The organism is Pseudogemmobacter blasticus (assembly GCF_003071405.1).
Classification (GTDB): Bacteria; Pseudomonadota; Alphaproteobacteria; order Rhodobacterales; family Rhodobacteraceae; genus Pseudogemmobacter; species Pseudogemmobacter blasticus.
Genome location: NZ_CP020470.1, coordinates 2,421,984 through 2,445,218, shown reverse-complemented (window position 1 = coordinate 2,445,218; position 23,235 = coordinate 2,421,984). Strand labels below are relative to the sequence as shown.

The window sequence follows — 23,235 nt, the reverse complement described above, 5'->3', positions numbered from 1 at the left end:
TCAGTTCCGGCGGTGGATGGTGAATTCGGCTGCGGCTATCAGCTTCGCCGCCGCCGCACCATAGGGCGACAGCGCCGCCGCCGCCTGCGACACAAGGTCCGCCGCCTTGGCCCGCGCGCCGTCCAGCCCCAGCAGCGAGACAAAGGTTGCCTTGCCCGCCGCCTGGTCCTTGCCCACGCGCTTGCCGGCGGTGGCGGCATCGCCGGTCACATCCAGAATGTCGTCGGCAATCTGGAAGGCAAGGCCCAGCGCCGTGGCATAGGTCCGCAGCGGTGCCCGGTCGGCCTGCGCCAGAATCGCCCCCGCCTCGGCGGAAAACCGGATCAGCGCGCCGGTCTTGCCTGCCTGCAAGGCGGTGATCTCGTCCAGCGTCAGCGGGCGGCCGGCGGTTTCGGCGGCAATGTCCAGCGCCTGTCCCAGCACCATGCCCTCGGCCCCGCTGGCCTGCGCCAGCGCCTGCACCAGCCCGATCCGCACCTCGGCCGGGCCGGCCACCGGGTCGCACAGCAGTTCGAACGCCAGCGTCTGCAGGGCATCGCCCGCCAGAACCGCCGTCGCCTCGTCCCATTTCACATGCACCGTGGGCAGGCCGCGGCGCAGGTCGTCATTGTCCATGCAGGGCATGTCATCATGCACAAGGCTGTAGGCGTGCAGACATTCCACCGCCGCCGCCGCCGGCAGCGCCCGCGCCTCGGGCAGGCCCAGCATCCGCGCCGATTCCAGCACAAGGAACCCGCGCAGCCGCTTGCCGCCCTGCACCGCATAGCGCATCGCCTGCACCACCGGCTGGTCGGGCTTGCCCGCCAGAACCGAATTCAGATGCGCCTCGATCCGGGCGGCATCGGCCGTCAGTTGCGCGGTGAAACTCACAGCCCCTCCGCGGGCACCGTGCCCGTGACCTTGCCTTCCGCGCTGCGGATCATCTCGACCTTGGCTTCCGCCTCGGCCAGCTTGGCGCCGCAATGCGCCTTCAGCGCCGCCCCGCGTTCATACAGCGCGATGGATTGCTCCAGCGCCACCTCGCCCCGTTCAAGCTGCGACACCACGCCTTCCAGCGCCGCCATCGCCTCTTCAAAGCTCATTTCCGATACGGGTTTGTCACTCATGCTGAAAGCCTTGTCATTTCGCCCACATAGGCCGCGACCGAGGCCGCAAGCGCATCCAGATCATAGCCGCCTTCCAACGCAGATACCATGCGTCCCCCCGCCGCTTCCCACAACCCCGCCGCGAGCCAGCGAAAATCCTCGGCCTGCCACGCCAGCCCGGCCAGCGGATCGGCGGCATGGGCATCGAACCCGGCGCTGACAAGCACCAGATCGGGCCGCCAGTCGGCCAGCGCCGGCAGGATCACCCGCTCATAGGCCGCCCGCATCGCCGCCCCGTCGCTGCCCGCGCGCAGCGGCAGGTTCAGCACCTGGCCATGCGCGCCGCGCTCCTCGGGGGCGCCGGTGCCGGGGAACAGCGGCCGCTGGTGGCTGCTGGCAAACAGGCAGCGCGCCTCGTCCCACAGCAAATCCTGCGTGCCATTGCCGTGGTGCACGTCGAAATCCACCACCGCCACCCGGGCCAGCCCGTGATGGTCCAGCGCGCGCTTCGCCCCGATCGCCACCGTGCCATAAAGGCAGAACCCCATCGCCTGCGCGGTTTCGGCATGGTGGCCCGGCGGCCGCGCCGCGACAAAGGCCGCCCCCGCCTCGCCCGCCACCACCGCATCCACCGCCGCGCAGATGCCACCCACCGCCCGCATCGCCGCCCGGTGCGACCCCGGCGCAAGAAAGGTGTCGCCATCCAGTTGCGCCCAGCCCTCCGCCGGCACCGCCAGCTTCACCCGCGCCAGATACCCCGCCGGGTGGCAGCGCAGAACCTCGGCCTCGTCCCCCGGCGGACAATCCCGCCGCTCAACCGCCAGCCCCTCCAGCCCGGCCTCAACCGCGCGCAGCCGCTCCACCCGCTCGGGGTGGCCCGGCGGCGTGACATGGCCGTCACACTCGGCATGGGTGAAGACCAGCACGCCCGCTCCTTCCAGTTGGCGCAAATACCCCGGGGTCCGGGGCAGCGCCCCGGGCGCCTGCCCGCTCAGTCCGGTGCCAGCATATAGCCTTCGCCGCGCACCGTCTGCAGATAGCGCGGCGCCTTCGGATCGTCCTCGATCTTGCGCCGCAGCCGGGTGATCTGCACATCCACCGCCCGTTCCTGCGCGGCATCCTCGCGGCCCAGATCGGCCACCAGCCGCTCGCGGCTGATCGCGGCGCCCGGCATGGCGGCGAACAACCGCATCAGCGCCGCCTCGGTCGCCGTCAGCCGCACCGGATCGGTGCCGCGCCACAGCTCGCCCCGGTCCATGTCATAGCGCACCGCCCCCAGATGCAGCACCTTGGGCGCCGGGTCCGCCGCCCGCACCTGCGGCACCCGCCGCAGGATCGCGCCCACCCGCAGCAACAGCTCCTTCGGCTCGAACGGCTTGACCAGATAGTCATCCGCCCCCGCTTCCAGCCCCTCGATCCGGTTCGCCGCCTCGCCCCGCGCGGTCAGCAGCAGGATGGGCGTCTGCATCCGGCGGCGCAATTCGCGCGTCAGGGTGATGCCGTCGTCCCCCGGCATCATCACGTCCAGCACGATCAGGTCGAACTCCAGCCCCGCCAGCAGCTTGCGCGCCTGCGCCGCGTCGCGCGCCGCCGTCACCAGATAGCCGTTGCGCAACAGGAACTTCTGCAACAGCCCCCGGATGCGTTCGTCGTCATCGACAATCAGCAGATGCGCCAGCGCCTCTGTCATGCCCGGCCCTCCTTCAGGTGCCATCCTTCAACCGGCTATATTGCACCCGCATTTCCGGGTCCATCATCGCCTCAAGCACCTGCCGGAAACCCTGCACCGCCTGCGGCCCCGCCGCGCGATAGGCCGCCCGCATCCGCGCCCGCTGCGCGTCGGACAGCGACCGTTCCAGTTCGGCCCCCTTGGCGGTCAGGTACAGGTGCCGCTCGCGCGCATCGACCTTGCCCTTCTCCACCCGCACCTGCCCCTCGTCGATCAGCGTGCGCAGCACCCGGTTCAGGCTTTGCTTCGTCACCCCCAGGATCGCCAGCAGGTTGGAAACCGTGGTGCCCGGGCTGCGGTGAATGAAATGCACCGCCCGGTGATGCGCGCGGCCATAGTCCATCGTTTCCAGAATCCGGTCCGGGTCGGCGGTAAAGCCGCGATAGGCAAAGAACATCGCCTCGATGCCTTTGCGCAACTGTTCGTCCGTCAGGTAAAGCAGGTTCTCCCCGCCCGGTGCCTCGGCCATGCGATCCTCCCGTGTCGGATCGAATTTACGTCAGCCTTGTTGACATTCCAAGTCATAAAAGCTAGCGATTCGCCGCCTTGACGCAATTTTATGTCCGATGCGGACCAATATCGCGCAAGATTCGAAAACAAGGGGGCCTATCATGGCATCATATGACGATCGCGACGGATTCATCTGGATGGACGGCAAGCTGGTTGAGTGGCGGACCGCGAACGTCCATATCCTGACCCATGCCCTGCATTATGCCAGCGCCGTCTTCGAAGGCGAACGCTGCTACAACGGCCGCATTTTCAAATCGACCGAACATTCCGAACGACTGCTGAAATCGGGGCAACTTCTTGACATGCCCATCCCGTGGACTGCCGCGCAGATCGACGCCGCCAAGGAACAGGTGCTGCAGGCCAACGGCCTGACCGATGCCTATGTCCGCGCGCTGGCCTGGCGCGGCGCGGGCGAAGAGATGGGCGTCGCGTCCCTGGGCAACCCGGTGCGGCTGGCCATCGCCTGCTGGACCTGGGGCGCCTATTACGGCGACGCCAAGTTCAAGGGCGCCAAGCTCGACATCTCGAAATGGAAACGCCCCAGCCCCGAAACCATCCCGTGCGAGGCCAAGGCCTCGGGCCTGTACATGATCTGCACCATGTCCAAGCACGCCGCCATGGCCAAGGGCTGCAGCGACGCGATGATGTTCGACTATCGCGGCTATGTCGCCGAAGCGACCGGCGCCAACATCTTCTTCGTCAAGGACGGCGAAGTGCACACCCCCGCGCCCGACTGCATCCTGAACGGCATCACCCGGCAAACCGTGATCGGCATGTTGCGCGACATGCAGGTCAAGGTTCACGAACGCCACATCGAGGCGCATGAACTGGAAGGCTTCGAACAGTGCTGGCTGACCGGCACCGCCGCCGAAGTCACCCCCGTGGGCCAGATCGGCACCTGGACCTTCGAAGTCGGCGACCTGACCCGCCGCGTGGCGACCGAATACGAAAAACTGGTCCGGGCCTGATCCCGGCCAGCCCCTGAACAGAAACGCCCGGACCGAAAGGCCCGGGCGTTTGCTTTCCCCACGGCGCGTTGCGCACCGTCAGGTTCAGGCCAGTTCGGTCACAACCTCGATATTGCCCTTGGTCGCGTTCGAATAGGGGCAGATGAAATGGCCGCGTTCGACGATCTTTTCCGCCACCGCGCGGTCAAGCCCCGGCAGGCTGACCACCAGCCGCACCTTCAGCCCAAAGCCACCGTCCGAGCGCGGGCCAATGCCGACATGGGCGTTCACCGTGGCATCGTCGGGCACCGTGCCCAGCTTTTCCGACGAAGCGGCAAAGCGCATCGCGCCCAGGTAGCAGGCGGAATAGCCCAGCGCGAACAGCTCTTCCGGGTTGTGGCCCAGGCCCGAACCGCCCAGCTCCTTGGGGCTGGCCAGCGTCATGGTCAGCTGCCCGTTGACCAGCGTGGTCAGGCCATTGCGCCCGCCGCCGGTCGCCTTGGCCTCGGTCCAGTATTTTGCATCCACGGTCATCGGCTTCTCCTGTCGTGTTCGATTTAATCGTGTGCGATATAATTACTCCCGAATCGCACCGCTGTCAATCGCTTGCGCTTGCATCGCGCGCGATATAAAATACCTGCATGGCCCTCGCCCCACCCGACATGCTCTGCTTTGCGCTGCATTCCGCGGCCCATGCCATGCACGCCGCCTATGCGCCGCTGCTGGAGCCGCTGGGCCTGACCTATCCGCAATATCTTGCGCTCAGTGCCCTTGCCGCCCGGGGTGACCTGACGGTCAGCGAACTGGGCGCCGACCTGCGGCTGGAATCCAACACGCTGACCCCGCTGCTGAAACGGATGGAGGCGGCGGGCTGGCTGTCCCGCCGCCGCGATGATCGTGACGAACGTCAGGTGCGCCTGTCGCTGACAGACGAAGGCCGGGCACTGGCCGAACGCGCCGCCGGGGTGCCGCGCGCCTTTGGTGAAAAGACCGGCCTCGACCTGGCCGAAATCACCGATCTTCGCGACATCCTCTCAGCCCTGCGCGACCGGCTGAAACCGGCCAGGGGCTGACAGTCCCCGCCGGGTCCGCGCTCAGGCCGTCCGGCCGCGCTCGATCCGCAGGAACTGCGCCAGACGGGCCGCTCCGGCCGCCTTGCGCGGCTGGTGCCAGGTTTCCCGGGCCGACCGCGCCAGCCGCAGGAAATGCTTCACCCGCCCGCTGGTCGGGGCTTTCTGATGATCTGCCAGATGTTTCGACATGGTCTGTCTCCTCATGCTGCTGCAGGTCAGCCTAGCATGATTCGCCGGCAAACCCCACCCGTGCATCCTGCGGTTGCGACAGTTGGCCCAGCGCCCAGCGCGCGGCCTCGGCCACCGTGGGGTCGACGTCGCCCGTCAGGCCCGCCGCCACCGGCGCCAGCGCCGCCTCGCCCGAATTGCCAATGGCATAAAGCGCGTTGCGCACCATCCGGTTGCGCCCGATCCGCTTGACCGGGCTGCCGGCAAACCGCGCGCGAAAGGCCGCGTCGTCCAGCCCCGCCAGATCGGCCAGTTCCGGCAGGCCCACCCGTGGCGCATAGCCGATCTCGCGCGCGGCCCGGGCAAACTTGTTCCACGGGCAGGCGGCCAGGCAATCGTCGCAGCCATAGACCCGGTTGCCCATCAGCGCCCGCAGCTCGGGCGCAACCGGCCCGTCATGCTCGATCGTCAGATAGGAAATGCAGCGCCGCGCATCCAGTTGATAGGGCGCCGGAAAGGCCGCCGTCGGGCAGGCGTCCAGACAGGCGGTGCACCTGCCGCAATGGCTGATCTCGGGCGCGTCCGGCTCCAGCTCCAGCGTGGTGAAGATCGCGCCCAGAAAGAACCAGTTGCCCAGATCGCGCGACAACAGGTTGGTATGCTTGCCCTGCCAGCCCAGCCCCGCCGCCTGCGCCAGCGGCTTTTCCATCACCGGCGCGGTGTCCACAAACACCTTGATCTCGCAGGCCGTCCCCTGCCTCGCCGCCTGGTCGATCAGCCAGCGCCCCAGCCGCTTCAGCCGCCGCTTGACCAGATCATGGTAATCCCTGCCCTGCGCATAGGCGCTGACCACGCCCCGCCCGGCCTGCCCGTGCCCCGCCAGCGGGTCGCCCTCGGGCGTGTACAGCTCGGCCAGCATGATGACAGACCGCGCCTCGGGCCACAGCGCCGCCGGGTTGCCGCGCCAGCCCTCGCGTTCGGCCATCCACTGCATCTGGCCATGCCGCCCCTGCGCCAGAAACGCGCGCAACTGCCCCGCCGCCTGCGGAATGGCATCGGGCCGGCAGATGCCCATGGCCGAAAACCCTTCGGCCAGCGCCTGATCGTGCAACCGCCGCTTCATCTTGGCGCAAATACCCCGGGGTCCGGGGCAGCGCCCCGGGGCCGGGGATCAGAAATCCAGATCGGCATAATGCGCCGGCGGCGGAAAGCCCGGCACCTGATCGGCCAGCAAGGGCCGGAAACTGGGGCGCGACTTGATCTTGGCATACCAGTCCTTGACCACCGCCGAACGGTTCCAGTCCACATCGCTGATATAGTCCAGACAGGACAGATGCGCCGCCGCGGTGAAATCGGCCAGCGTCATCTCGTTGCCCGCCAGCCAGCGCCGCTGGTCCAGCAGCCAGGCCAGATAGTCCAGATGATACTTGATCCGGTTCGCCCCGGTCTTGACGTTCTTCGAATCCGGGTAGCCCTGCCCCGTCAGCTTCTTGTTCACCCGTTCGTACAGCAGCTTCGAGGTCACTTCGGAATGGAACTTGTCGTCGAACCAGGCGCACAGCCGCCGCACCTCGAACCGCGAATCGGGGTCGCGCGGCATCAGCGCCGGGCTGGGCACCGTTTCCTCAAGATATTCGCAGATCGCCTGGCTTTCGCTCAGCGTCCGGTTCTCCAGCCGCAGCACCGGCACCTTGCCGGCCGGGTTGCGGCGCAGGAAATCGGGCGAGGGTTCCCAGTAGCGTTCCTCGACCAATTCCACCTCGATCCGCTTTTCGGCCAGCGTCAGGCGCACCTTGCGGCAGAATGGCGAAAGCGGAACGTGATAAAGACGGTTCATGCGAAGGTTTCCCGGGTGTTGCCCCTTCCTAGCCGCGCGGGCGGGGTCGTTTCAATCCCCGCGCGGGTCTAGCCCTCGAAACAGGCGGATCTTCCGTCGGCGGCAATCGTCTCGGCGCCCGAGATGATGGCCCGCGTCCGTTTCTTGACAAAGGCCGAAGGCTTGGCCGCATCGCGCCCTTTCGGATCGGGCAGCACCGCCGCCAGCCGGGCCGCCTGCAAGGCCGACAGATCCTTGGCATCGACGCCAAAGTAATGCTGCGCCGCCGCCTGCACACCGAACACGCCCTCGTCGAACTCGGCCACGTTCAGATAGACCAGCAGGATGCGCCGCTTGGTCCAGACCAGCTCCACCGCCGGGGTCAGCGCCGCCTCCAGCGCCTTGCGGAAATAATTGCGCCCCTGCCAGAGAAACACGTTCTTCGTCACCTGCTGGCTGATGGTCGAGGCGCCGCGGTTGCTGCCCTCTTCAATGGCCAGCCGGATCGCCGTCATGTCAAAGCCCCAGTGCAGGCAGAAATTCGCATCCTCCGCCGCCACGGCCGACCGTGCCATGACCGGCGCGATCTCGTCCCAGCTTACCCAGTCCTTCTCGATCCCGCCCAGACGGAAGCGTTCGCCCATCTGGTACAGGTTGATCGGCGGCGGCACGAAGGCGAACAGCACGATCAGCAGCGTGTAAAAGGCGAACACCCCGCCGGCAATGCGTCCGGCCCAAACCAGCGCCTGCCGCCAGCGCGGCGGTGTCGCCTCTGGCGGGGGCTCCGCCTTTTTCGCCGTCTTGCGGCGGGGCTTTTTCTCGGCGGTCGTCTCGGCCATGGGGCAGCATAGGCCCCAAGCCCGCGCCGGGGTCAAGCCTGCCGGGCCGCGCCAAAGCCGCGCGCCCGGCCGGGCCGGCGGTCAGGCGCGCGTATTGCCGCCCAGTTGCGGCTCGGCCGTGCCCATCGGGTGGGTCCGCTCCAGCACCTCGCGCAGCTTCGCCTCGGCCTCGCCGCTCAGCGATGTCTGAATCACCCGGCCCTTGGCCCGGAACTTGTCCATCCGCGCCAGCAGCTTGTCCGCCGTCATCTTGCGGATCAGCACCGCCACCGCCGACTGGCCCTTGTCCAGCGACTGGCCAATATCCTTGAGGAAGGTGTCGTCGATCCCCGCATCGCTCAGCGCGCCCGACAGGGCACCGGCACCGGCGCCCGCCGCGGCCCCCAGGATGGGGTTCAGGAACAGCAGGCCGATCAGCATCCCGAACATGCCGCCACTGACCGCCCCCGCCGCCGTCAGGTTCACCGCCTGATGCAGCTTGACCTCGCCCGCCTCGTTGCGGGTGACGACAACCGCATCCTCCATCTCGATCAGATATTCCTTCTGCAGGCGCACCAGTTCGGCCCGCGCCTCGAAGGCCGTGGCCTCGTCCTGAAAGGCGACAATCACCAGATCCGACATGTTCGCATCCTTCCGCTGTTCGCAGGCCCCCAGGGCCCGCTTCGCGACCAAGTGTAACCCTGTCCGGGGCAAAAAGGCACCTCACGCCTGCGTGGCCGGACCGCCATGGAAAAGGGCCCCCGAAGGGGCCCTGTCCTGTCATTCCGCCGGCACCCTGACCGGCTCGTCCGACAACGGGTGCGACAGCAGCGGCACCATCTCCTTCGGGCAGACCTGAAGGAAGTTGCGCTTCTCGCTCTCCCACTCGGCCAGGATGCGCTGCGCCAGCTTCGATCCGGTTTCCTCGGCGTGCCGCTCGATCAGGCCCTTCAGTTGCGCCTCCCAATGCGGGTGGCCGATGCCACAGGTAACCAGGCTTTCCAGGTTGACGAAATCCTCGGCCACGCCCTTCGGGTCGTAGACATAGGCCATGCCCCCGGTCATGCCGGCACCGAAGTTGGCGCCGATCCGGCCCAGAATCACCGCCACCCCGCCGGTCATGTATTCGCAACCGTTCGACCCGCAGCCTTCCACCACCACCGTCGCGCCCGAATTGCGCACCGCAAAGCGTTCGCCCGCCCGGCCCGCCGCGAACAGGAAGCCGTCGGTCGCGCCATACAGCACCGTGTTGCCGATGATGGTGTTCTCCTCGGCCTTCAGCGGCGAAGACATCAGCGGCCGCACCGTGATCGTGGCGCCCGACAGGCCCTTGCCAACATAGTCGTTGGCATCGCCCATCACCTCGATCTTCAGCCCCCGCACGCCAAAGGCGCCCAGCGACTGCCCGCAAGACCCGGTCAGCTTCACCGTCAGATGGTCGGGCTGAAGGCTGTTCTTCATGCCGAACTTCTTGACAATGTGGCTGGACGCCCGCGTTCCGATGGTGCGGTGGGTGTTCCGCACCGCATAGGAAAGCTGCATCTTCTCGCCGTCTTCAAAGAAGCGATGACCGTCCTTGATGATCTCGGCATCCAGCGTGTCGGGCACCGCGTTGCGCGGCTTCGAACGGTCATAGGTGATCCGGTTGGTGCCATCGACGCTGATCAGCAGCGGGTTCAGGTCAAGGTCATCCAGATCGGCATGGCCCCGGCTGACCTGCGTCAGCAGGTCGGCCCGGCCGATGATCTCGTCCATCGACCGCGCGCCGATCTGCGCCAGGATTTCCCGTACCTCCTGCGCATAGAAGGTGATGAGGTTCACCACCTTGTCGGCGCTGCCGCTGAACTTGGCGCGCAGCGCCTCGTTCTGGGTGCAGACGCCCACCGGGCAGGTGTTCGACTGGCACTGACGCACCATGATGCAGCCCATGGCGATCAGCGCGGCGGTGCCGATGCCGTATTCCTCGGCCCCCATCATGGCCGCCATCACGATGTCGCGCCCGGTGCGCAAGCCGCCATCGGTGCGCAGCGTCACCCGCTCGCGCAGGTTGTTCATCGCCAGCACCTGATGCGCCTCGGTCAGCCCCATTTCCCAGGGCAGGCCGGCATATTTGATGCTGGTGGCCGGGCTGGCCCCGGTGCCGCCGTTGTGCCCCGAAATCAGGATTACATCCGCCTTGGCCTTGGCCACGCCCGCCGCGATAGTGCCCACCCCGCTGGCCGACACCAGCTTGACCGTCACCTTGGCGCGCGGGTTGATCTGCTTCAGGTCGTAGATCAGTTGCGCCAGGTCTTCGATCGAATAGATGTCATGGTGCGGCGGCGGGCTGATCAGCGTCACGCCCGGCGTGCTGTGCCGCAGCCGCGCGATCAGCGCCGTCACCTTCATGCCGGGCAACTGCCCGCCCTCGCCGGGCTTGGCCCCCTGCGCCACCTTGATTTCCAGTTCCTCGCAGGCGTTCAGATATTCCGCCGTCACGCCGAACCGGCCGCTGGCCACCTGCTTGATCTTGGCGCTGGGGTTGTCGCCGTTCGGCTCGGGCAGGAAATGCGCCGGGTCTTCGCCACCCTCGCCGCTGTCGCTCTTGGCACCGATCCGGTTCATCGCCACGTTCAGCGTCTTGTGCGCCTCGGGGCTCAGGGCGCCCAGGCTCATCCCCGGCGTGACAAACCGCTTGCGGATCGAGGTGATGCTCTCCACCTCCTCGATCGGCACCGGCTTGCCCAGCGCCTTGATGTCCAGCAGGTCGCGCAGGTGGATCGGCGGGTTCGCCCGCATCGCGGCGGTGAACTGCTTCCACATGTCGAAGCTGGCCTTGTCGCAGGCCGCCTGCAACAGATGCATGGTCTGCGCTTCCCAGGCGTGTTTTTCGCCCGACCGCCGCGCCTTGTAGAACCCGCCGATGGGCAGAACATCCTGCCCGCCGCGCCAGCCCTTGGCATGAACCTCTTCCAGCTTCTGCTCCACGCCATGCAGGCCGATGCCGGAAATCCGGCTTTGCATTCCGGGGAAGTATTCCGCCACCATGGCCCGGCTCAGGCCCACGGCTTCAAAGTTCAGGCCGCCCCGATAGGACGAGATGACCGAGATCCCCATCTTGGACATGATCTTCAGCAGACCCGCATCCACCGCCTCGCGGTAGCGGCGCATCGCGTCTTCCAGGCTGCCCTCCAGCAGCCCGCGCGCAATGCGGTCTGCAATCGAATCCTGCGCCAGATAGGCGTTGACCGTGGTGGCGCCGCTGCCGATCAGCACCGCGAAATAATGCGGGTCGATACATTCCGCCGACCGCACGTTGATCGAACAGAAGGTCCGCAGCCCCTTGCGCGTCAGCCAGGAATGCACCGCGCTGGTGGCCAGGATCATCGGCATCCCCACCTTCTCGGGGCCCTGATGTTCATCGGTCAGCACAAGCTGCCCCGCGCCGCTGCGCACGGCATCTTCGGCCTCGGCGCGGATGCGCTCCAGCGCCTGGCGCAGGTCGTCATGGCCCTCGGCCACCGGGAAGGTGCAGTCGATATAGGCCACCTGGTCGCCGAAACGCTGCACCAGCACCTCGAACTCGGCATTGGCAATGAACGGGCTTTCCAGCACCAGAATCTCGGTCTGGCTGTTGCGCTCGTCCAGCACGTTGCGCAGGTTGCCGAACCGCGTCTTCAGGCTCATCACCCGGCCTTCGCGAAGACTGTCGATGGGCGGGTTCGTCACCTGGCTGAAGTTCTGCCGGAAATAATGCGACAGCGGGCGATAGACCTTGGACAGCACCGCCGGCGGTGTGTCGTCCCCCATCGAGGCGACGGTTTCCTTGCCGTCCTCGGCCATCGGCGCCAGGATCGTTTCCAGCTCTTCCACCGTATAGCCGGCGGCGATCTGGCGCTTGCGCAGCTCGGCCCCGGTGAACAGCGCCTTTTCCGGCACATGTACCAGATCGGCGTTCAGATCGACGATCTTGCCCACCCATTCGCCATAGGGCTGCCGGCTGGCCAGCCGGTCCTTGATCTCGGTGTCGTGGTACAGCTTGCCATCGGTCATATCGACCGCGATCATCTGCCCCGGCCCCAGCGCGCCCTTTTCGCGCACCGTGGTTTCATCCACCGGCACCATGCCCGCTTCCGACCCGGCGATCAGCATCCCGTCGCCGGTCACGACATAGCGCATCGGGCGCAACCCGTTGCGGTCCAAGCCCCCGCAGACCCAGCGGCCATCGGTCATGGCCAGCGCGGCCGGGCCATCCCAGGGCTCGATCACGCTGTTGCAGTAGGAATACATGTCGGCCCAGGCCTTGGGCATGTTGGTGGTGGCCTTCGACCAGGCTTCCGGCACCAGCATGGTCTTGGCCATCGGCGCCGACCGCCCCGACCGCACCAGAACCTCGAACACCGCGTCCAGCGCGCCGCTGTCCGACGTGCCGCTGGGGATGATCGGCTTGATGTCCTCGGCCGCATCGCCAAAGGCGCTGCTGGCCATGCGGATCTCATGGCTCTTCATCCAGTTGACGTTGCCCTTCAGCGTGTTGATCTCGCCGTTGTGGGCCAGCATCCGGAACGGCTGCGCCAGCCACCACTGCGGGAAGGTGTTGGTGCTGTAGCGCTGGTGATAGATCGCGAAGGCGGACTCGAACCGCTCGTCCTCAAGATCGGGATAGAAGGTCGAAACCTGCTCGGCCAGCATCATGCCCTTGTAGATGATGCTGCGGCACGACAGGCTGCACAGATACATCCCCTGGATGCCCGCCGCCGTTGCCGCCTTCTCGATGCGGCGGCGGATGATGTAGAGTTCGCGCTCGAACTGTTCCTGGTCGATGTCCTTCTCGCAGCGGATCAGGATCTGCTCGATCTCGGGCCGCGTAGCATTGGCCTTTTCGCCCAGCACCGAAATATCCACCGGCACATGTCGCCAGCCATAGATGTAATGGCCCATCCGCAGCACTTCGGTTTCCACGATGGTCCGGCAGCGTTCCTGCGCGCCGAAATCGGTGCGCGGCAGGAAGACCTGGCCCACGGCGATCAGCTTCTTCGTGTCCGGCTCGTGCCCGGTGCGGCGCACCACGTCATAGAAGAACTTGACCGGGATCTGCACATGGATGCCCGCACCGTCGCCCGTCTTGCCATCGGCATCCACCGCGCCCCGGTGCCACACCGCCTTCAGAGCGTTGATGCCGTTCTCCACCACCTTGCGCGACGGCTTGCCGCTGATCGAGACCACCAGCCCCACCCCGCAGGACGAATGTTCGTCCTCGGCCTTGTAAAGACCGTTCGCATCCAGCCAGGCGCGCTTTTCTTCCTCGGCCCGAACCCAGGCGTCATCATAGGTCGTCATGGCTCACTCCTTCGCGGCTGGCGGGGGAAGCATCGCAAGAAACTCGGCTTCCGTGATCTGGCGGGTGGGGCCGGCAAAGGCGAATGCCTCCGGCTTGCAGTCGATGTAGATTTCATTGGCCAGCGTCAGGCCGGACAGATCGTCCAGCAGGCCCGCCGCCAGGTAATAATCGGTCGGTGCGCCGGGGGCGGTCAGCCGATACCAAAGCGTGCTGCCGCAGGTGCCGCAAAAGCACCGCTGCGCCCAGTCGGACGAGGTGAAGGCCTTCACCGCCTCGGCACCCTCGATCTCGATCTGCCCCTCGGGCACGTCCAGCGTGACGAAGGCCAGCCCCGTCCAGCGCCGGCACATGCTGCAATGGCAGGCGTTCAGATGCGGTTCCGGGTCGGTCACGGTCACGCGGACCGCGCCGCACAGGCACCGGCCGCTGCGCTTATCCGCCATAGCCCGCCCTCCACACCGATTGCGGCAGCCCGGCATCGGCCGTCAGCGCATCGCAGTCATAGATCGGCTGCGTGCTGGCAAAGCCCTTGTCGCCCGGAAAGGTGAAATCCACCGGGCTGCCGTCGATGGGCAGCCACTGGCCATCGCCCAGATCGGTTTCGCCGGGGCCGGCGAAGAACAGGCGCTTGTCACGGCTGATGTATTCGTTGCCGCGCGCCCGGCGCAGCACCGTGCCGAAATCATCGGTCTCGGAATAGTCGAACTCGGTCTCTTCCAGCGTCTGCCCGTCGATCACCCGGGTCCGCCCGGTCAGCCGGTCCACCCCGATCACGTTGGAATGGCCGCCGTCATCGCGGCTCAGGCTGAAGGCATAGGTATCCACGCCCGAGGCCAGCAATTCGCTGAACGACGCGGGGTCTTCCGCGCCGGGGTCCAGCGTCTGGCGCACCGGCGGGTTCTGCTCAAGGCTTTCGATCCATTCGCCTTCCGCATTGATGCGCGACCGGAAGAACAGCCCTTCCTGATCGAAATCCGCCCGCCACTGTTCCCCCGCCGCGTCTTGCGTGCAGGTATAGTAGTTCGACACCCGGCACCCCTTGGACTGCACGGTCATGAACACCTCACACCCCTCGGGCGCGGTCCAGGTGCCGGCAAGGGCCGGCTGCGCCAGCGCGCCGGCGATCAGGGCAAGGGCAAGGGTCGTCTTCATTGCATCGCTCCCGGTCGGGGGTCTGTCGTCACATGGCCCTGCCCGCCCGAAAGGCGCGGGCAAGACGCCTATTCCGCCGCCACGCTGGCGGTTTGCGCCAGATAGGCCAGCATTGCCTCGGCCGCCTCGCGCCCGTCGCGGATCGCCCAGACCACAAGGCTGGCGCCGCGCACGATGTCGCCCACGGCATAGACGCCGGGCAGGCTGGTCGCGTGGCTGCGGAAATCGGCCTTGATGGTGCCCCAGCGGGTCACGGCCAGCTCGGGCACGCCCCACAGGCCGGGCAGGTCTTCCGGCTCGAAGCCCAGCGCCTGCACCACCAGATCGGCCGGCTCCACATAATCGGCGCCCTCGATCACCTCGGGCGACTGGCGGCCGCTGGCATCGGGCGCGCCAAGGCGCATCTTCTGCACGATGACGCCTTCCACCTCGGTGCCGCCGGTGAAGCCGCGCGGCGCGGTCAGCCAGACAAATTCCACGCCCTCTTCCTCGGCGTTCTGCACTTCGCGCTGGCTGCCGGGCATGTTCGCCCGGTCGCGGCGATAGAGGCACTTCACCGATTGCGCGCCCTGCCGGATGGCGGTGCGCACGCAGTCCATCGCCGTGTCGCCGCCACCAACCACAACCACCCGCTTGCCGCTGGCGTTCAGCGCGCCCGAGTCATACTCGGCCACATCGTCGCCAAAGCTCTTGCGGTTCGAGGCCGTCAGATAATCCAGCGCCTTGACGATGCCGCGCGCCCCGGACCCCGGCGCCTCGATGTCGCGCGCCTTGTAGACGCCCGTCGCGATCAGCACCGCGTCATGCTGGCCCCGGATGGCGTCGAAGGTCAGGTCGGTGCCCACGTTGCAGTTCAGGATGAAATTCACCCCCGCCGCGCGCAACTGCTCCACCCGCTGCATCACCACCGGCTTTTCCAGCTTGAACCCCGGAATCCCATAGGTCAGCAGCCCGCCCGCGCGGTCATAGCGGTCATAGACCGTGACCTGCACCCCCGCGCGGCGCAGCACGTCGGCGGCGGCCAGGCCCCCCGGCCCGGCCCCGATTATGCCCACGCTTTCGGGGCGCTCCATCGCCGGCAGGATCGGCTTGACCCAGCCGTTTTCCCAGGCGGTATCGGTGATGTATTTCTCGACCGCGCCAATCGTCACCGTGCCGTGGCCCGATTGCTCGATCACGCAATTGCCTTCACACAGCCGGTCCTGCGGGCAGATGCGGCCGCAGATTTCGGGGAAGGTGTTGGTCGCCTGGCTGATCTCATAGGCTTCCTGCAACCGGCCCTCGGCGGTCAGGCGCAGCCAGTCGGGAATGTTGTTGTGCAGCGGGCAATGCGCCTGGCAATAGGGCACGCCGCACTGGCTGCACCGGCTGGCCTGTTCGGCGGCCTTCTGGGCGGCGAACTCGCGGTAGATCTCATCGAAATCCTGGCTGCGCTGGGCGGCGTCGCGCTTTTCGGGCGTCTCCTTCCCGACGGTCACGAATTTCAGCATCTTCTGCGTGGCCATGGCTGGGCATTCCCTTGCAAGCACTCCGGGCGTGTTTTCCTACAGCCAGCCAAATCGAAATAAAAGTCAGTATAGTTTACCTATCTTTGGGTTTTTTACGCTTTGACCAACGCTCAGAGAAGTTTTTGCAAGATTTTAGGTCAGCACACGCTACCTATCCGCCCACATACCCCGCAAAAACCCTGTGATTCGCCGTCAGGCGGTAATCAGGCCGGCCCCGGCCAGCACCAGCAAAAGCCCGCCAAAGGCGATGCGATAGTAGGCAAAGATCCTGAAGTCATGGGTGCGGATGTAGGTCAGCAGCCATTTGACCGACACGAAGGCGGTGATGGTCGACGCGATGAAGGCAACGCCAAGCGCCGTCCAGTCCTCGCTGGCCGCCCCCGCCTGCAACTGCTTGGCAACCTCATAGGCGCTGGCCGCATACATGGTGGGGATGCCCACCAGAAAGGCAAACTCGGTCGCGGCGGCGCGGTTCGACGTGCCCAGCAGCATGGCGACAAAGATCGTGGTGCCCGAGCGTGACAGACCGGGGAACACCCCCGCCACGACCTGCGCAATGCCGACGGCAATGGCGACGCGCAGGGTGATGGTGGCGCAATCCGGCTTGCGGGCGGCAAAATACTCGGCCGCAATCATCCAGATCCCGCCCAGCACCAGCGCCCAGGCAACGGGCTGAATGGTGGTGGGCAGTTCGAACCCCAGCTTCTTGGCCAGCAGCCCCAGAACGGCGGTGATGCCGAAGGCCAGACCCAGCTTGATCAGATAGTCGCGGTTCTCGGGCCGGCGCCAGTTCAGCAGCAGCCCGGTGATGCGCTGCCAGTAGATCAGCGTCACCGCCAGAATCGCGCCGGCCTGGATCACGATGTTATAGGTATCGGACCGCGCGCCCAGCCAGTGCTGGGCCACCAGCAGATGGCCCGTGCTGGAAATCGGCAGAAACTCGGTGATCCCTTCGATCACGCCCAGCAGGATGTCGTTCAGATAGGTCACGGGCATCCTGCCTTGTCGGTTTCAGACCTTGCGCAGGTTCTTGGCCGAAGCCTTGATGGCCGCGTATTGCCCCGAGGGGCGATAGCGCCACAGGTATTCCGGCAGCACCGCATCCATCGCGGTGGGCGTGATGCCCAGATCGGCCAGCGTCCGCGCCTTGTCCGACACCACGTTCGGCACGCCAAGGCTGGCCAACTGGTCGCGCGTCAGCAGCCCGTTGCGCAGGATGCCCGCCGTCACGAACTCGATCACGTCGAACAGCGTTGCAACGGGGGCCATGACGAAGGTCGGCATGTTCACCACCGGGCGCCAGCGCTGGATCACCGCCTGCATCTTCTTCAGCAGCTTGCGGAAGGTGGCCACGTCCGGCCCGCCCAGCTCATACACACCCGGCGCGGCCTGCCCCAGCACGCCCTTCACCGCCGCCTGTGCCACGTCATCCACATAGACCGGCTGGAACTTGGTTTCCGACCGCACCACCGGCACGAAGGCCCAGGTGCGCGACATTTCGGCAAAGCGGTTGAAGAACTTGTCCTCCGCCCCGAAAATCACCGAAGGCCGCAGGATCACCGCGCCGGGGAACGCCTCGACCACCGCCGCCTCGCCCTCGGCCTTGGACTGGCCATAGCGCGACGGCGAATTCGCATCGGCCCCGATGGCCGACAGATGCACCAGCGTCTGCACGCCCTGCTCGGTCGCGATCCGGGCAATCCGGCCCGCCGCGCGGACATGGATCATGTGAAAGCTGTTGTTGCCCCGCAGATCGAAGGTGCCGACGCAGTTCACCGCCGCATCCGCCCCCTGCATCGCCGCGCGCACGCTGTCATCGTCGCGGATGTTGCAGAACACCGGCTCCACCTGGCCGGGCAGGCCATAGGTCTTGACGAACAGCGCCTCGTTCGGACGGCGCACCGCGACCCGCACGCGCCACCCCTCCCGCGCCATGCGGCGTGCGATATAGCGGCCGACAAACCCCGAACCGCCGTAGATGGTGACCAGTTTGTTCATCGTGAAAGCCTCCCGCACGGGCATCGAACACTGCCCGGATCAATAACGGCGCCGGCACAGCCCAGCAAGGCAAAAGCCCGTCAGGAAATTTGTGTTTTCCCCGCTTGCGCCGTGTTGACAGTCCCGCGCACCGCCTTTACATCGCCTCTCAGTGCCCAGATGGCGGAATTGGTAGACGCACTGGTTTCAGGTACCAGCGCCGCAAGGCGTGGAGGTTCGAGTCCTCTTCTGGGCACCAATTTTCCCAAGAAAGCCCTGCAACATCAATGTGTTGCGGGGCTCTTGTTTTTTTCAATCCCCCTTCCGGCGCTCGCTTGGCCTGACTTGCTGGCGTGAAACTGGTATTGAGCAGTCCTACGGTTGCCTCACGCGGAGATTCGACTATCGGCCTTGGTGGCTGGGGTATCGCTACGCCCGGCGCGGCGACTAGCCCGGCGCCTCGCGTTGTCACCAGGGGTAAACTGGCATGGCCTAACACCCATGGCCCCACAAAAAGGCGTGCGCGGGGGGCGGGGCCAAGGTATAGGTAAATGTCTGTTCGTCTCAGGGGGCGCGGCGCTTGACTGGCTATCTGCGGGACGTCAGCTTGACGTCCACCTGTCCAGATAGGTTCTGGCTTCAGAGGGTTTCAAAATGTTAAAGGGTTTTCTCTTTGCCGCTACCGCCGCAACACTCCTGCCGTCCATGGCACTTGCGGAAGACTTGAAGGAATCCGCCGGTCGTGGCCTCAAAGCCGCCGTTACGGTTCGCACCCTCGCTGCCGAGTGCGACAGGGAAATCACCAGCACCTACGAATATGTCCTCTCCGCGCTGGAGAAGAACGCCAAAGAGAACCTGTCAGAATTGGACTATCAGGTGATAGTGCAGTTCGGCCCTCAGGATGTCGAAAAGGTGCTCGACGAAGAGGGGCGAACCTTCACCTGCGGTCCATATCTGGAAAGGGTCAATGAGATTTTGGGCGGGAAGGTTTTCCGGCCAAACTGACACCACCCCTCGCCACAAGGTGGCTCTAAGGCTAGTCCCTCACTGTCATTGGATGACAGTGAATCACAGCCTGCACCCGCGCGTAGTGCGCTCTTAATCCCGCAAGCCTTCGCGGTGCCTTGCCCACCTTTGCCGTTGTGCCTGCCGGCACTTTCCCCAGTTTGCGCAACACAGCGCGGCCTTTGTCATTTCCGGGGTTATATCCAGCCGGGCGGCGCGGTCAGGCCGCGTCGGCGGGGCGGCGGATGTCCTTTGCCGCGTCAATCACCACCGGGCGCAGGCCCAGACCGCCGGTATCCAGCACCTGGAACAGTTGCCGCCGCATCCGCGGTTCCCAGAAATCGTTGATATGGGCGGCAACGCCCTTCACCGCCTGTTCATGCGGCATCGATTCGAAGAAGCGGGCAATCTGGTTTGCCATGTAGATCAGCTTGTCAGCGGGCATGGGTCACCTCTGTCAGTCGGTCGGAATGGGAATAAACGTCGAATCGCCCGGGGCGCACCCCGGCGATCAGGGTGATGCCGGCCTCTTCGGCCAGATCGGCGGCATGGGCGGTGGGGGCCGACAGCGCGATCAGCACCGGCGCACCGAAGGCCGCCGCCTTTTGCACCATGTCCACCGAAACGCGGCAGGTCAGCACAAGGGCACAGTCGCCCGACGCCCCGCCCCGGATCGCCGCCCCGATCAGCTTGTCCAGCGCGTTGTGGCGGCCCACATCCTCGCGCAGCAGGGCAATGGCATCAGGCTGCCACAGCGCGGCGCAATGGGCGGCGCGCGTCAGGTCATGCAGCGCCTGCCCGGCCCGCAGCCCCTCGGCCGCCTGATGCACCTGCGCCGGCGTCATGCGAAACCCCGAAGGCGCGACCCGCGCCACCGGACGCAGCGCCTCGTCGATCGAGTCAATCCCGCACAGCCCGCAGCCCACCGGCCCCGCCATCGTGCGCCGCCGCTGCGACAGCCGCTCGGCCGCCGCCGGGGCCACCCAGACCTGCAGGTCAATGCCGCGCGGCGTTTCCACCGCCTCGACCGTTTCCACCTCATCGGGGCGGGCAATGCCTTCGGTCAGGGCAAAGCCATAGGCGAAATCCACCAGATCGGCGGGTGTCGCCATCATCACCGCCTGCGTGCTGCCGTTGAACGACAGCGCCACCGCCGCTTCCTCGGGCAGCATCCGGTCGGCCCGCGACACGCCGTCGGGGCCAAAGCTCAGATGCGCACGGCGGCGGGCGGCGTCCATCACTCGGCCGCCGGCAGGATGCGCCGCGACAGCGCCGCCTGCGCGGCATAGTCTTCCTGCCATTCCGAAGGCCCGTTCGACGGGCTGACCTGCACCGCCGTCACCTTGTATTCCGGGCAGTTGGTCGCCCAGTCCGAAAAATCGGTGGTGATGACATTGGCCTGCGTGTCGGGGTGGTGGAAGGTGGTATAAACCACGCCGGGCGACACCCGGTCGGTGATCTTGGCCCGCAGCGTGGTTTCGCCCGACCGGCTGGCCAGCCGCACGAACTGCCCTTCGTTCACGCCGCGCACCTCGGCATCATGCGGGTGAATCTCCAGCACATCCTCGTCATGCCAGACCACGTTCGACGTGCGCCGCGTCTGCGCGCCGACATTGTATTGCGAAAGGATGCGCCCGGTGGTCAGCAGCAGCGGGAACCGCGGGCCGGTCTTTTCATCCGTCGCCACATATTCGGTGTTGATGAACCGCCCCTTGCCGCGCACGAAGCCGTCGATATGCATCAGCGGCGTGCCGTCCGGCACCTTCTCGTTGCAGGGCCACTGGACCGAACCCTTCTCCTCCAGCACGTCATAGGACACGCCGGCAAAGCTGGGCGTCAGCATCGCGATTTCATCCATGATCTGGCTGGGATGGGTATAGCCCCAGCCCGCACCCAGCGCATTGGCCAGCATCTGGGTGATCTCCCAGTCGGCATAGCCGTTGCGCGGCGCCATCACCTTGCGCACGCGGTTGATGCGGCGTTCGGCATTGGTGAAGGTGCCGTCCTTTTCCAGGAAGGTCGATCCCGGCAAAAAGACATGGGCATAGTTCGCGGTCTCGTTCAGGAACAGGTCATGGACGATCACGCAATCCATCGCCGCAAGGCCCGCCGCGACATGCTTGGTGTCGGGGTCGGATTGCAGGATGTCCTCACCCTGGCAATACAGGCCCTTGAAGGTGCCCTCCACCGCCGCATCCAGCATGTTGGGAATCCGCAGCCCGGGTTCTGAGTCGATGGTCGTGCCCCAGGCCCGCTCGAACAGGTCGCGCACATCGGCGTTCTTCACATGGCGGTAGCCCGGCAGTTCATGCGGGAACGACCCCATGTCGCAAGACCCCTGCACGTTGTTCTGCCCGCGCAGCGGGTTCACCCCCACGCCGGGCCGCCCGACGTTGCCGGTCAGCATGGCCAGGTTGGCGATGCCGATCACGGTGGTCGACCCCTGGCTGTGCTCGGTCACGCCCAGCCCGTAATAGATCGCGCCATTGCCGCCGGTGGCATACAGCCGCGCCGCGCGGCGCAGCTCTTCGGACGGAACGCCGGTCAGCATCTCGGTCGCCTCGGGCGAATGCTGCGGCCGGCTGACGAACTCGGCGTAATCCTGGAACTCATCCCAGTCGCAGCGGGTGCGGATGAACTCTTCGTTCATCAGCCCCTCGGTCACGATCACATGCGCCAGCGCCGTGACCACGGCGACGTTGGTGCCGGGCCGCAACTGCAGGTGATGCGCCGCCTTGATATGGGCCGATTTCACCAGGTCGATCCGCCGCGGATCGACCACGATCAGCTTCGCCCCCTTGCGCAGCCGCTTCTTCAGCCGGCTGGCAAAGACGGGGTGGCCATCGGTCGGGTTGGCCCCGATCACCATGACGACATCGGTCTGTTCGACCGAATCGAAATCCTGCGTCCCGGCGCTGGTGCCGAAGGTCTGCCCCAGGCCATAGCCGGTGGGCGAATGGCAGACGCGGGCGCAGGTGTCGGTGTTGTTGTTGCCGAACACCGCGCGCGTCAGCTTCTGCACCAGGAAGGTTTCCTCATTGGTGCAGCGGCTTGAGGTGATGACGCCGACAGCATTCTTGCCATACGTTTGCTGTATGTTGCGCATACGCGTCGCAGCGAAGCTCAGCGCCTCATCCCAGGACACTTCGCGCCACGGTTCGCTGATGCTGTCGCGGATCATCGGGTTCAGGATGCGGTCCTTGTGGCTGGCATAGCCATAGGCGAAGCGGCCCTTCACGCAGGAATGGCCCCGGTTGGCCTTGCCATGCTTGTAAGGCACCATCCGCACCAGCTCATCACCGCGCATCTCGGCCTTGAAGCTGCAGCCAACGCCACAATAGGCGCAGGTGGTGATGACCGCCCGGTCCGGCGTCCCGATCTCGATCATCGACTTTTCTTGCAAGGTGCCCGTCGGGCAGGCCTGCACGCAGGCCCCGCAGGACACGCAGTCCGAGGTCAGGAAACTGTCGCCCGCCGCCCCGGCATGAACCCGGCTGTCCCAGCCCCGGCCGGTGATGGTCAGCGCAAAGGTGCCCTGCACTTCCTCACAGGCCCGCACGCAGCGGCTGCACACGATGCACTTGGCCGGATCATAGGTGAAATAGGGGTTCGACTCATCCTTCGGCAGCCATTGCGGATTGGCCTCGCCGCCGGTGTTGCGCGGGCGGAAATGGGTTTCCACCGCCTCATACCGCACATCGCGCAGACCCACGGCCCCGGCCATGTCCTGCAATTCGCAATCGCCATTGGCAGCGCAGGTCAGGCAATCCAGCGGGTGGTCGCTGATGTACAGCTCCATCACCCCGCGGCGCAGGTCTTTCAGTTTGGGCGTCTGGGTGTGAACCTTCAGCCCCGGCGCCACCAGCGTGGTGCAGCTTGCCGGGGTGCCGTTGCGCCCCTCGATCTCGACCAGGCACAGCCGGCACGATCCGAAGGCATCCACGCTGTCGGTGGCACACAGCTTCGGCACGGGAATCCCCGCCTCGGCGGCAGCACGCATGATGCTGGTGCCCTCGGGCACCGTCACGTCAAAGCCGTCGATGGTCAGCGTGACCATCTGCTTCGCTTTCGCGGCAGGGGTGCCGAAATCGCGGTCGGGAATGATGAAGTCCTTGAAGTCTTTCATG

At 66.1% G+C, this 23,235-nt stretch carries 23 protein-coding genes and 1 tRNA gene; 4 read left to right on the top strand and 20 right to left on the bottom strand.

Annotated elements, in window-relative coordinates; all coding sequences use genetic code 11:
• The 5 genes from B6K69_RS11925 to B6K69_RS11905 all read right to left on the bottom strand — a co-directional run bounded on the left by B6K69_RS11925 (window position 1) and on the right by B6K69_RS11905 (window position 3,283).
• Window positions 1-870 (bottom strand): polyprenyl synthetase family protein, encoded by an 870-nt coding sequence (locus B6K69_RS11925; protein WP_108643936.1) that lies wholly within the window; start codon window positions 868-870, stop codon window positions 1-3.
• Window positions 867-1,106, bottom strand: a complete 240-nt coding sequence (locus B6K69_RS11920; protein ID WP_107671478.1) for an exodeoxyribonuclease VII small subunit — start codon at window positions 1,104-1,106, stop codon at window positions 867-869. Before B6K69_RS11920 ends, B6K69_RS11925 begins: the two co-directional genes overlap by 4 nt.
• Entirely contained in the window at window positions 1,103-2,011 is a 909-nt protein-coding gene (locus B6K69_RS11915; RefSeq protein ID WP_108643935.1) for a histone deacetylase family protein, read from the bottom strand. Before B6K69_RS11915 ends, B6K69_RS11920 begins: the two co-directional genes overlap by 4 nt.
• A 65-nt stretch (window positions 2,012-2,076) precedes the next feature.
• Window positions 2,077-2,775 (bottom strand): response regulator, encoded by a 699-nt coding sequence (locus tag B6K69_RS11910; protein WP_108643934.1) that lies wholly within the window; start codon window positions 2,773-2,775, stop codon window positions 2,077-2,079.
• 13 nt (window positions 2,776-2,788) lie between these two features.
• Entirely contained in the window at window positions 2,789-3,283 is a 495-nt protein-coding gene (locus B6K69_RS11905) for a MarR family winged helix-turn-helix transcriptional regulator (protein WP_107671481.1), read from the bottom strand.
• Window positions 3,284-3,425: 142 nt separating this feature from the next.
• Between B6K69_RS11905 and B6K69_RS11900 the strand changes: the two genes are divergently transcribed.
• On the top strand, window positions 3,426-4,292 hold the full coding sequence (locus B6K69_RS11900; protein WP_108643933.1) for a branched-chain amino acid aminotransferase: 867 nt from the start codon (window positions 3,426-3,428) through the stop codon (window positions 4,290-4,292).
• An 84-nt stretch (window positions 4,293-4,376) separates the two neighbouring features.
• Here B6K69_RS11900 and B6K69_RS11895 read toward each other — a convergent pair whose 3' ends face one another.
• On the bottom strand, window positions 4,377-4,805 hold the full coding sequence (locus B6K69_RS11895; RefSeq protein ID WP_107671483.1) for an organic hydroperoxide resistance protein: 429 nt from the start codon (window positions 4,803-4,805) through the stop codon (window positions 4,377-4,379).
• Window positions 4,806-4,912: 107 nt separating this feature from the next.
• Here B6K69_RS11895 and B6K69_RS11890 point away from each other — a divergent pair, with 107 nt between their 5' ends.
• Window positions 4,913-5,344 carry a MarR family winged helix-turn-helix transcriptional regulator gene (locus B6K69_RS11890; RefSeq protein ID WP_108643932.1) on the top strand — a complete coding sequence of 144 codons (432 nt, stop codon included), beginning with the start codon at window positions 4,913-4,915 and terminating at the stop codon, window positions 5,342-5,344.
• 21 nt (window positions 5,345-5,365) lie between these two features.
• On the opposite strand, the gene B6K69_RS18200 is transcribed toward B6K69_RS11890, so the two are convergent.
• From B6K69_RS18200 to B6K69_RS11840, 11 genes are all read right to left on the bottom strand, one after another.
• A complete protein-coding gene (locus tag B6K69_RS18200; protein WP_164681950.1) occupies window positions 5,366-5,533 on the bottom strand; it encodes a hypothetical protein in 168 nt (55 codons plus the stop codon).
• A 31-nt stretch (window positions 5,534-5,564) separates the two neighbouring features.
• The gene (gene queG / locus B6K69_RS11885; protein ID WP_108643931.1) at window positions 5,565-6,635 is read right to left on the bottom strand and encodes a tRNA epoxyqueuosine(34) reductase QueG; all 1,071 of its coding nucleotides are present in this window, start codon (window positions 6,633-6,635) and stop codon (window positions 5,565-5,567) included.
• Between the two features lie 48 nt (window positions 6,636-6,683).
• Window positions 6,684-7,349, bottom strand: coding sequence for an FtsZ-binding protein FzlA (gene fzlA, locus B6K69_RS11880; RefSeq protein ID WP_108643930.1), 666 nt, complete (start codon window positions 7,347-7,349; stop codon window positions 6,684-6,686).
• 68 nt (window positions 7,350-7,417) lie between these two features.
• Window positions 7,418-8,167 (bottom strand): monofunctional biosynthetic peptidoglycan transglycosylase, encoded by a 750-nt coding sequence (mtgA, locus tag B6K69_RS11875; RefSeq protein WP_108643929.1) that lies wholly within the window; start codon window positions 8,165-8,167, stop codon window positions 7,418-7,420.
• 81 nt (window positions 8,168-8,248) lie between these two features.
• On the bottom strand, window positions 8,249-8,788 hold the full coding sequence (locus tag B6K69_RS11870) for a DUF1269 domain-containing protein (RefSeq protein ID WP_107671488.1): 540 nt from the start codon (window positions 8,786-8,788) through the stop codon (window positions 8,249-8,251).
• 138 nt (window positions 8,789-8,926) lie between these two features.
• A complete protein-coding gene (gltB, locus tag B6K69_RS11865; protein ID WP_108643928.1) occupies window positions 8,927-13,465 on the bottom strand; it encodes a glutamate synthase large subunit in 4,539 nt (1,512 codons plus the stop codon).
• A gap of 3 nt (window positions 13,466-13,468) precedes the next feature.
• The gene (locus B6K69_RS11860) at window positions 13,469-13,909 is read right to left on the bottom strand and encodes a GFA family protein (RefSeq protein ID WP_108643927.1); all 441 of its coding nucleotides are present in this window, start codon (window positions 13,907-13,909) and stop codon (window positions 13,469-13,471) included.
• The gene (locus B6K69_RS11855; protein WP_108643926.1) at window positions 13,899-14,618 is read right to left on the bottom strand and encodes a hypothetical protein; all 720 of its coding nucleotides are present in this window, start codon (window positions 14,616-14,618) and stop codon (window positions 13,899-13,901) included. The genes B6K69_RS11860 and B6K69_RS11855 overlap by 11 nt, the downstream gene beginning before the upstream one ends.
• Before the next feature lie 68 nt (window positions 14,619-14,686).
• Window positions 14,687-16,123 carry an NAD(P)-dependent oxidoreductase gene (locus tag B6K69_RS11850; RefSeq protein WP_108643925.1) on the bottom strand — a complete coding sequence of 479 codons (1,437 nt, stop codon included), beginning with the start codon at window positions 16,121-16,123 and terminating at the stop codon, window positions 14,687-14,689.
• A gap of 195 nt (window positions 16,124-16,318) precedes the next feature.
• A complete protein-coding gene (locus tag B6K69_RS11845; protein ID WP_228156721.1) occupies window positions 16,319-17,122 on the bottom strand; it encodes an undecaprenyl-diphosphate phosphatase in 804 nt (267 codons plus the stop codon).
• 15 nt (window positions 17,123-17,137) lie between these two features.
• Window positions 17,138-18,124: a complex I NDUFA9 subunit family protein gene (locus B6K69_RS11840; RefSeq protein WP_108644913.1), complete on the bottom strand. Its 987-nt coding sequence runs from the start codon at window positions 18,122-18,124 to the stop codon at window positions 17,138-17,140.
• A 153-nt stretch (window positions 18,125-18,277) separates the two neighbouring features.
• Between B6K69_RS11840 and B6K69_RS11835 the strand changes: the two genes are divergently transcribed.
• Both B6K69_RS11835 and B6K69_RS11830 read left to right on the top strand, forming a co-directional pair.
• Window positions 18,278-18,362 (top strand) — tRNA-Leu (locus B6K69_RS11835).
• Between the two features lie 395 nt (window positions 18,363-18,757).
• Window positions 18,758-19,108, top strand: coding sequence for a hypothetical protein (locus tag B6K69_RS11830; protein ID WP_108643924.1), 351 nt, complete (start codon window positions 18,758-18,760; stop codon window positions 19,106-19,108).
• Between the two features lie 220 nt (window positions 19,109-19,328).
• On the opposite strand, the gene B6K69_RS11825 is transcribed toward B6K69_RS11830, so the two are convergent.
• The 3 genes from B6K69_RS11825 to fdhF are packed head-to-tail and all read right to left on the bottom strand — an operon-like array spanning window position 19,329 to window position 23,234.
• Window positions 19,329-19,553 (bottom strand): formate dehydrogenase subunit delta, encoded by a 225-nt coding sequence (locus B6K69_RS11825; RefSeq protein ID WP_107671494.1) that lies wholly within the window; start codon window positions 19,551-19,553, stop codon window positions 19,329-19,331.
• Window positions 19,543-20,346: a formate dehydrogenase accessory sulfurtransferase FdhD gene (gene fdhD / locus B6K69_RS11820; RefSeq protein WP_108643923.1), complete on the bottom strand. Its 804-nt coding sequence runs from the start codon at window positions 20,344-20,346 to the stop codon at window positions 19,543-19,545. The genes B6K69_RS11825 and fdhD overlap by 11 nt, the downstream gene beginning before the upstream one ends.
• Window positions 20,346-23,234 (bottom strand): formate dehydrogenase subunit alpha, encoded by a 2,889-nt coding sequence (gene fdhF / locus B6K69_RS11815; RefSeq protein WP_108643922.1) that lies wholly within the window; start codon window positions 23,232-23,234, stop codon window positions 20,346-20,348. The genes fdhD and fdhF overlap by 1 nt, the downstream gene beginning before the upstream one ends.
• Window position 23,235: the final 1 nt, after the last annotated feature.

What these genes read in the sequence shown, in the direction of transcription:
- mtgA (WP_108643929.1), bottom strand. Translation starts at nt 8,167, where the DNA reads ATGGCCGAGACGACCGCCGAGAAAAAGCCCCGCCGCAAGACGGCGAAA.
- B6K69_RS11855 (WP_108643926.1), bottom strand. Translation starts at nt 14,618, where the DNA reads ATGAAGACGACCCTTGCCCTTGCCCTGATCGCCGGCGCGCTGGCGCAG.
- fzlA (WP_108643930.1), bottom strand. Translation starts at nt 7,349, where the DNA reads ATGAACCGTCTTTATCACGTTCCGCTTTCGCCATTCTGCCGCAAGGTG.
- gltB (WP_108643928.1), bottom strand. Translation starts at nt 13,465, where the DNA reads ATGACGACCTATGATGACGCCTGGGTTCGGGCCGAGGAAGAAAAGCGC.
- fdhF (WP_108643922.1), bottom strand. Translation starts at nt 23,234, where the DNA reads ATGAAAGACTTCAAGGACTTCATCATTCCCGACCGCGATTTCGGCACC.
- B6K69_RS18200 (WP_164681950.1), bottom strand. Translation starts at nt 5,533, where the DNA reads ATGTCGAAACATCTGGCAGATCATCAGAAAGCCCCGACCAGCGGGCGG.
- B6K69_RS11830 (WP_108643924.1), top strand. Translation starts at nt 18,758, where the DNA reads ATGTTAAAGGGTTTTCTCTTTGCCGCTACCGCCGCAACACTCCTGCCG.
- B6K69_RS11845 (WP_228156721.1), bottom strand. Translation starts at nt 17,122, where the DNA reads ATGCCCGTGACCTATCTGAACGACATCCTGCTGGGCGTGATCGAAGGG.
- B6K69_RS11900 (WP_108643933.1), top strand. Translation starts at nt 3,426, where the DNA reads ATGGCATCATATGACGATCGCGACGGATTCATCTGGATGGACGGCAAG.
- B6K69_RS11910 (WP_108643934.1), bottom strand. Translation starts at nt 2,775, where the DNA reads ATGACAGAGGCGCTGGCGCATCTGCTGATTGTCGATGACGACGAACGC.
- B6K69_RS11825 (WP_107671494.1), bottom strand. Translation starts at nt 19,553, where the DNA reads ATGCCCGCTGACAAGCTGATCTACATGGCAAACCAGATTGCCCGCTTC.
- B6K69_RS11840 (WP_108644913.1), bottom strand. Translation starts at nt 18,124, where the DNA reads ATGAACAAACTGGTCACCATCTACGGCGGTTCGGGGTTTGTCGGCCGC.
- queG (WP_108643931.1), bottom strand. Translation starts at nt 6,635, where the DNA reads ATGAAGCGGCGGTTGCACGATCAGGCGCTGGCCGAAGGGTTTTCGGCC.
- B6K69_RS11920 (WP_107671478.1), bottom strand. Translation starts at nt 1,106, where the DNA reads ATGAGTGACAAACCCGTATCGGAAATGAGCTTTGAAGAGGCGATGGCG.
- fdhD (WP_108643923.1), bottom strand. Translation starts at nt 20,346, where the DNA reads ATGGACGCCGCCCGCCGCCGTGCGCATCTGAGCTTTGGCCCCGACGGC.
- B6K69_RS11870 (WP_107671488.1), bottom strand. Translation starts at nt 8,788, where the DNA reads ATGTCGGATCTGGTGATTGTCGCCTTTCAGGACGAGGCCACGGCCTTC.
- B6K69_RS11905 (WP_107671481.1), bottom strand. Translation starts at nt 3,283, where the DNA reads ATGGCCGAGGCACCGGGCGGGGAGAACCTGCTTTACCTGACGGACGAA.
- B6K69_RS11890 (WP_108643932.1), top strand. Translation starts at nt 4,913, where the DNA reads ATGGCCCTCGCCCCACCCGACATGCTCTGCTTTGCGCTGCATTCCGCG.
- B6K69_RS11895 (WP_107671483.1), bottom strand. Translation starts at nt 4,805, where the DNA reads ATGACCGTGGATGCAAAATACTGGACCGAGGCCAAGGCGACCGGCGGC.
- B6K69_RS11860 (WP_108643927.1), bottom strand. Translation starts at nt 13,909, where the DNA reads ATGGCGGATAAGCGCAGCGGCCGGTGCCTGTGCGGCGCGGTCCGCGTG.
- B6K69_RS11850 (WP_108643925.1), bottom strand. Translation starts at nt 16,123, where the DNA reads ATGGCCACGCAGAAGATGCTGAAATTCGTGACCGTCGGGAAGGAGACG.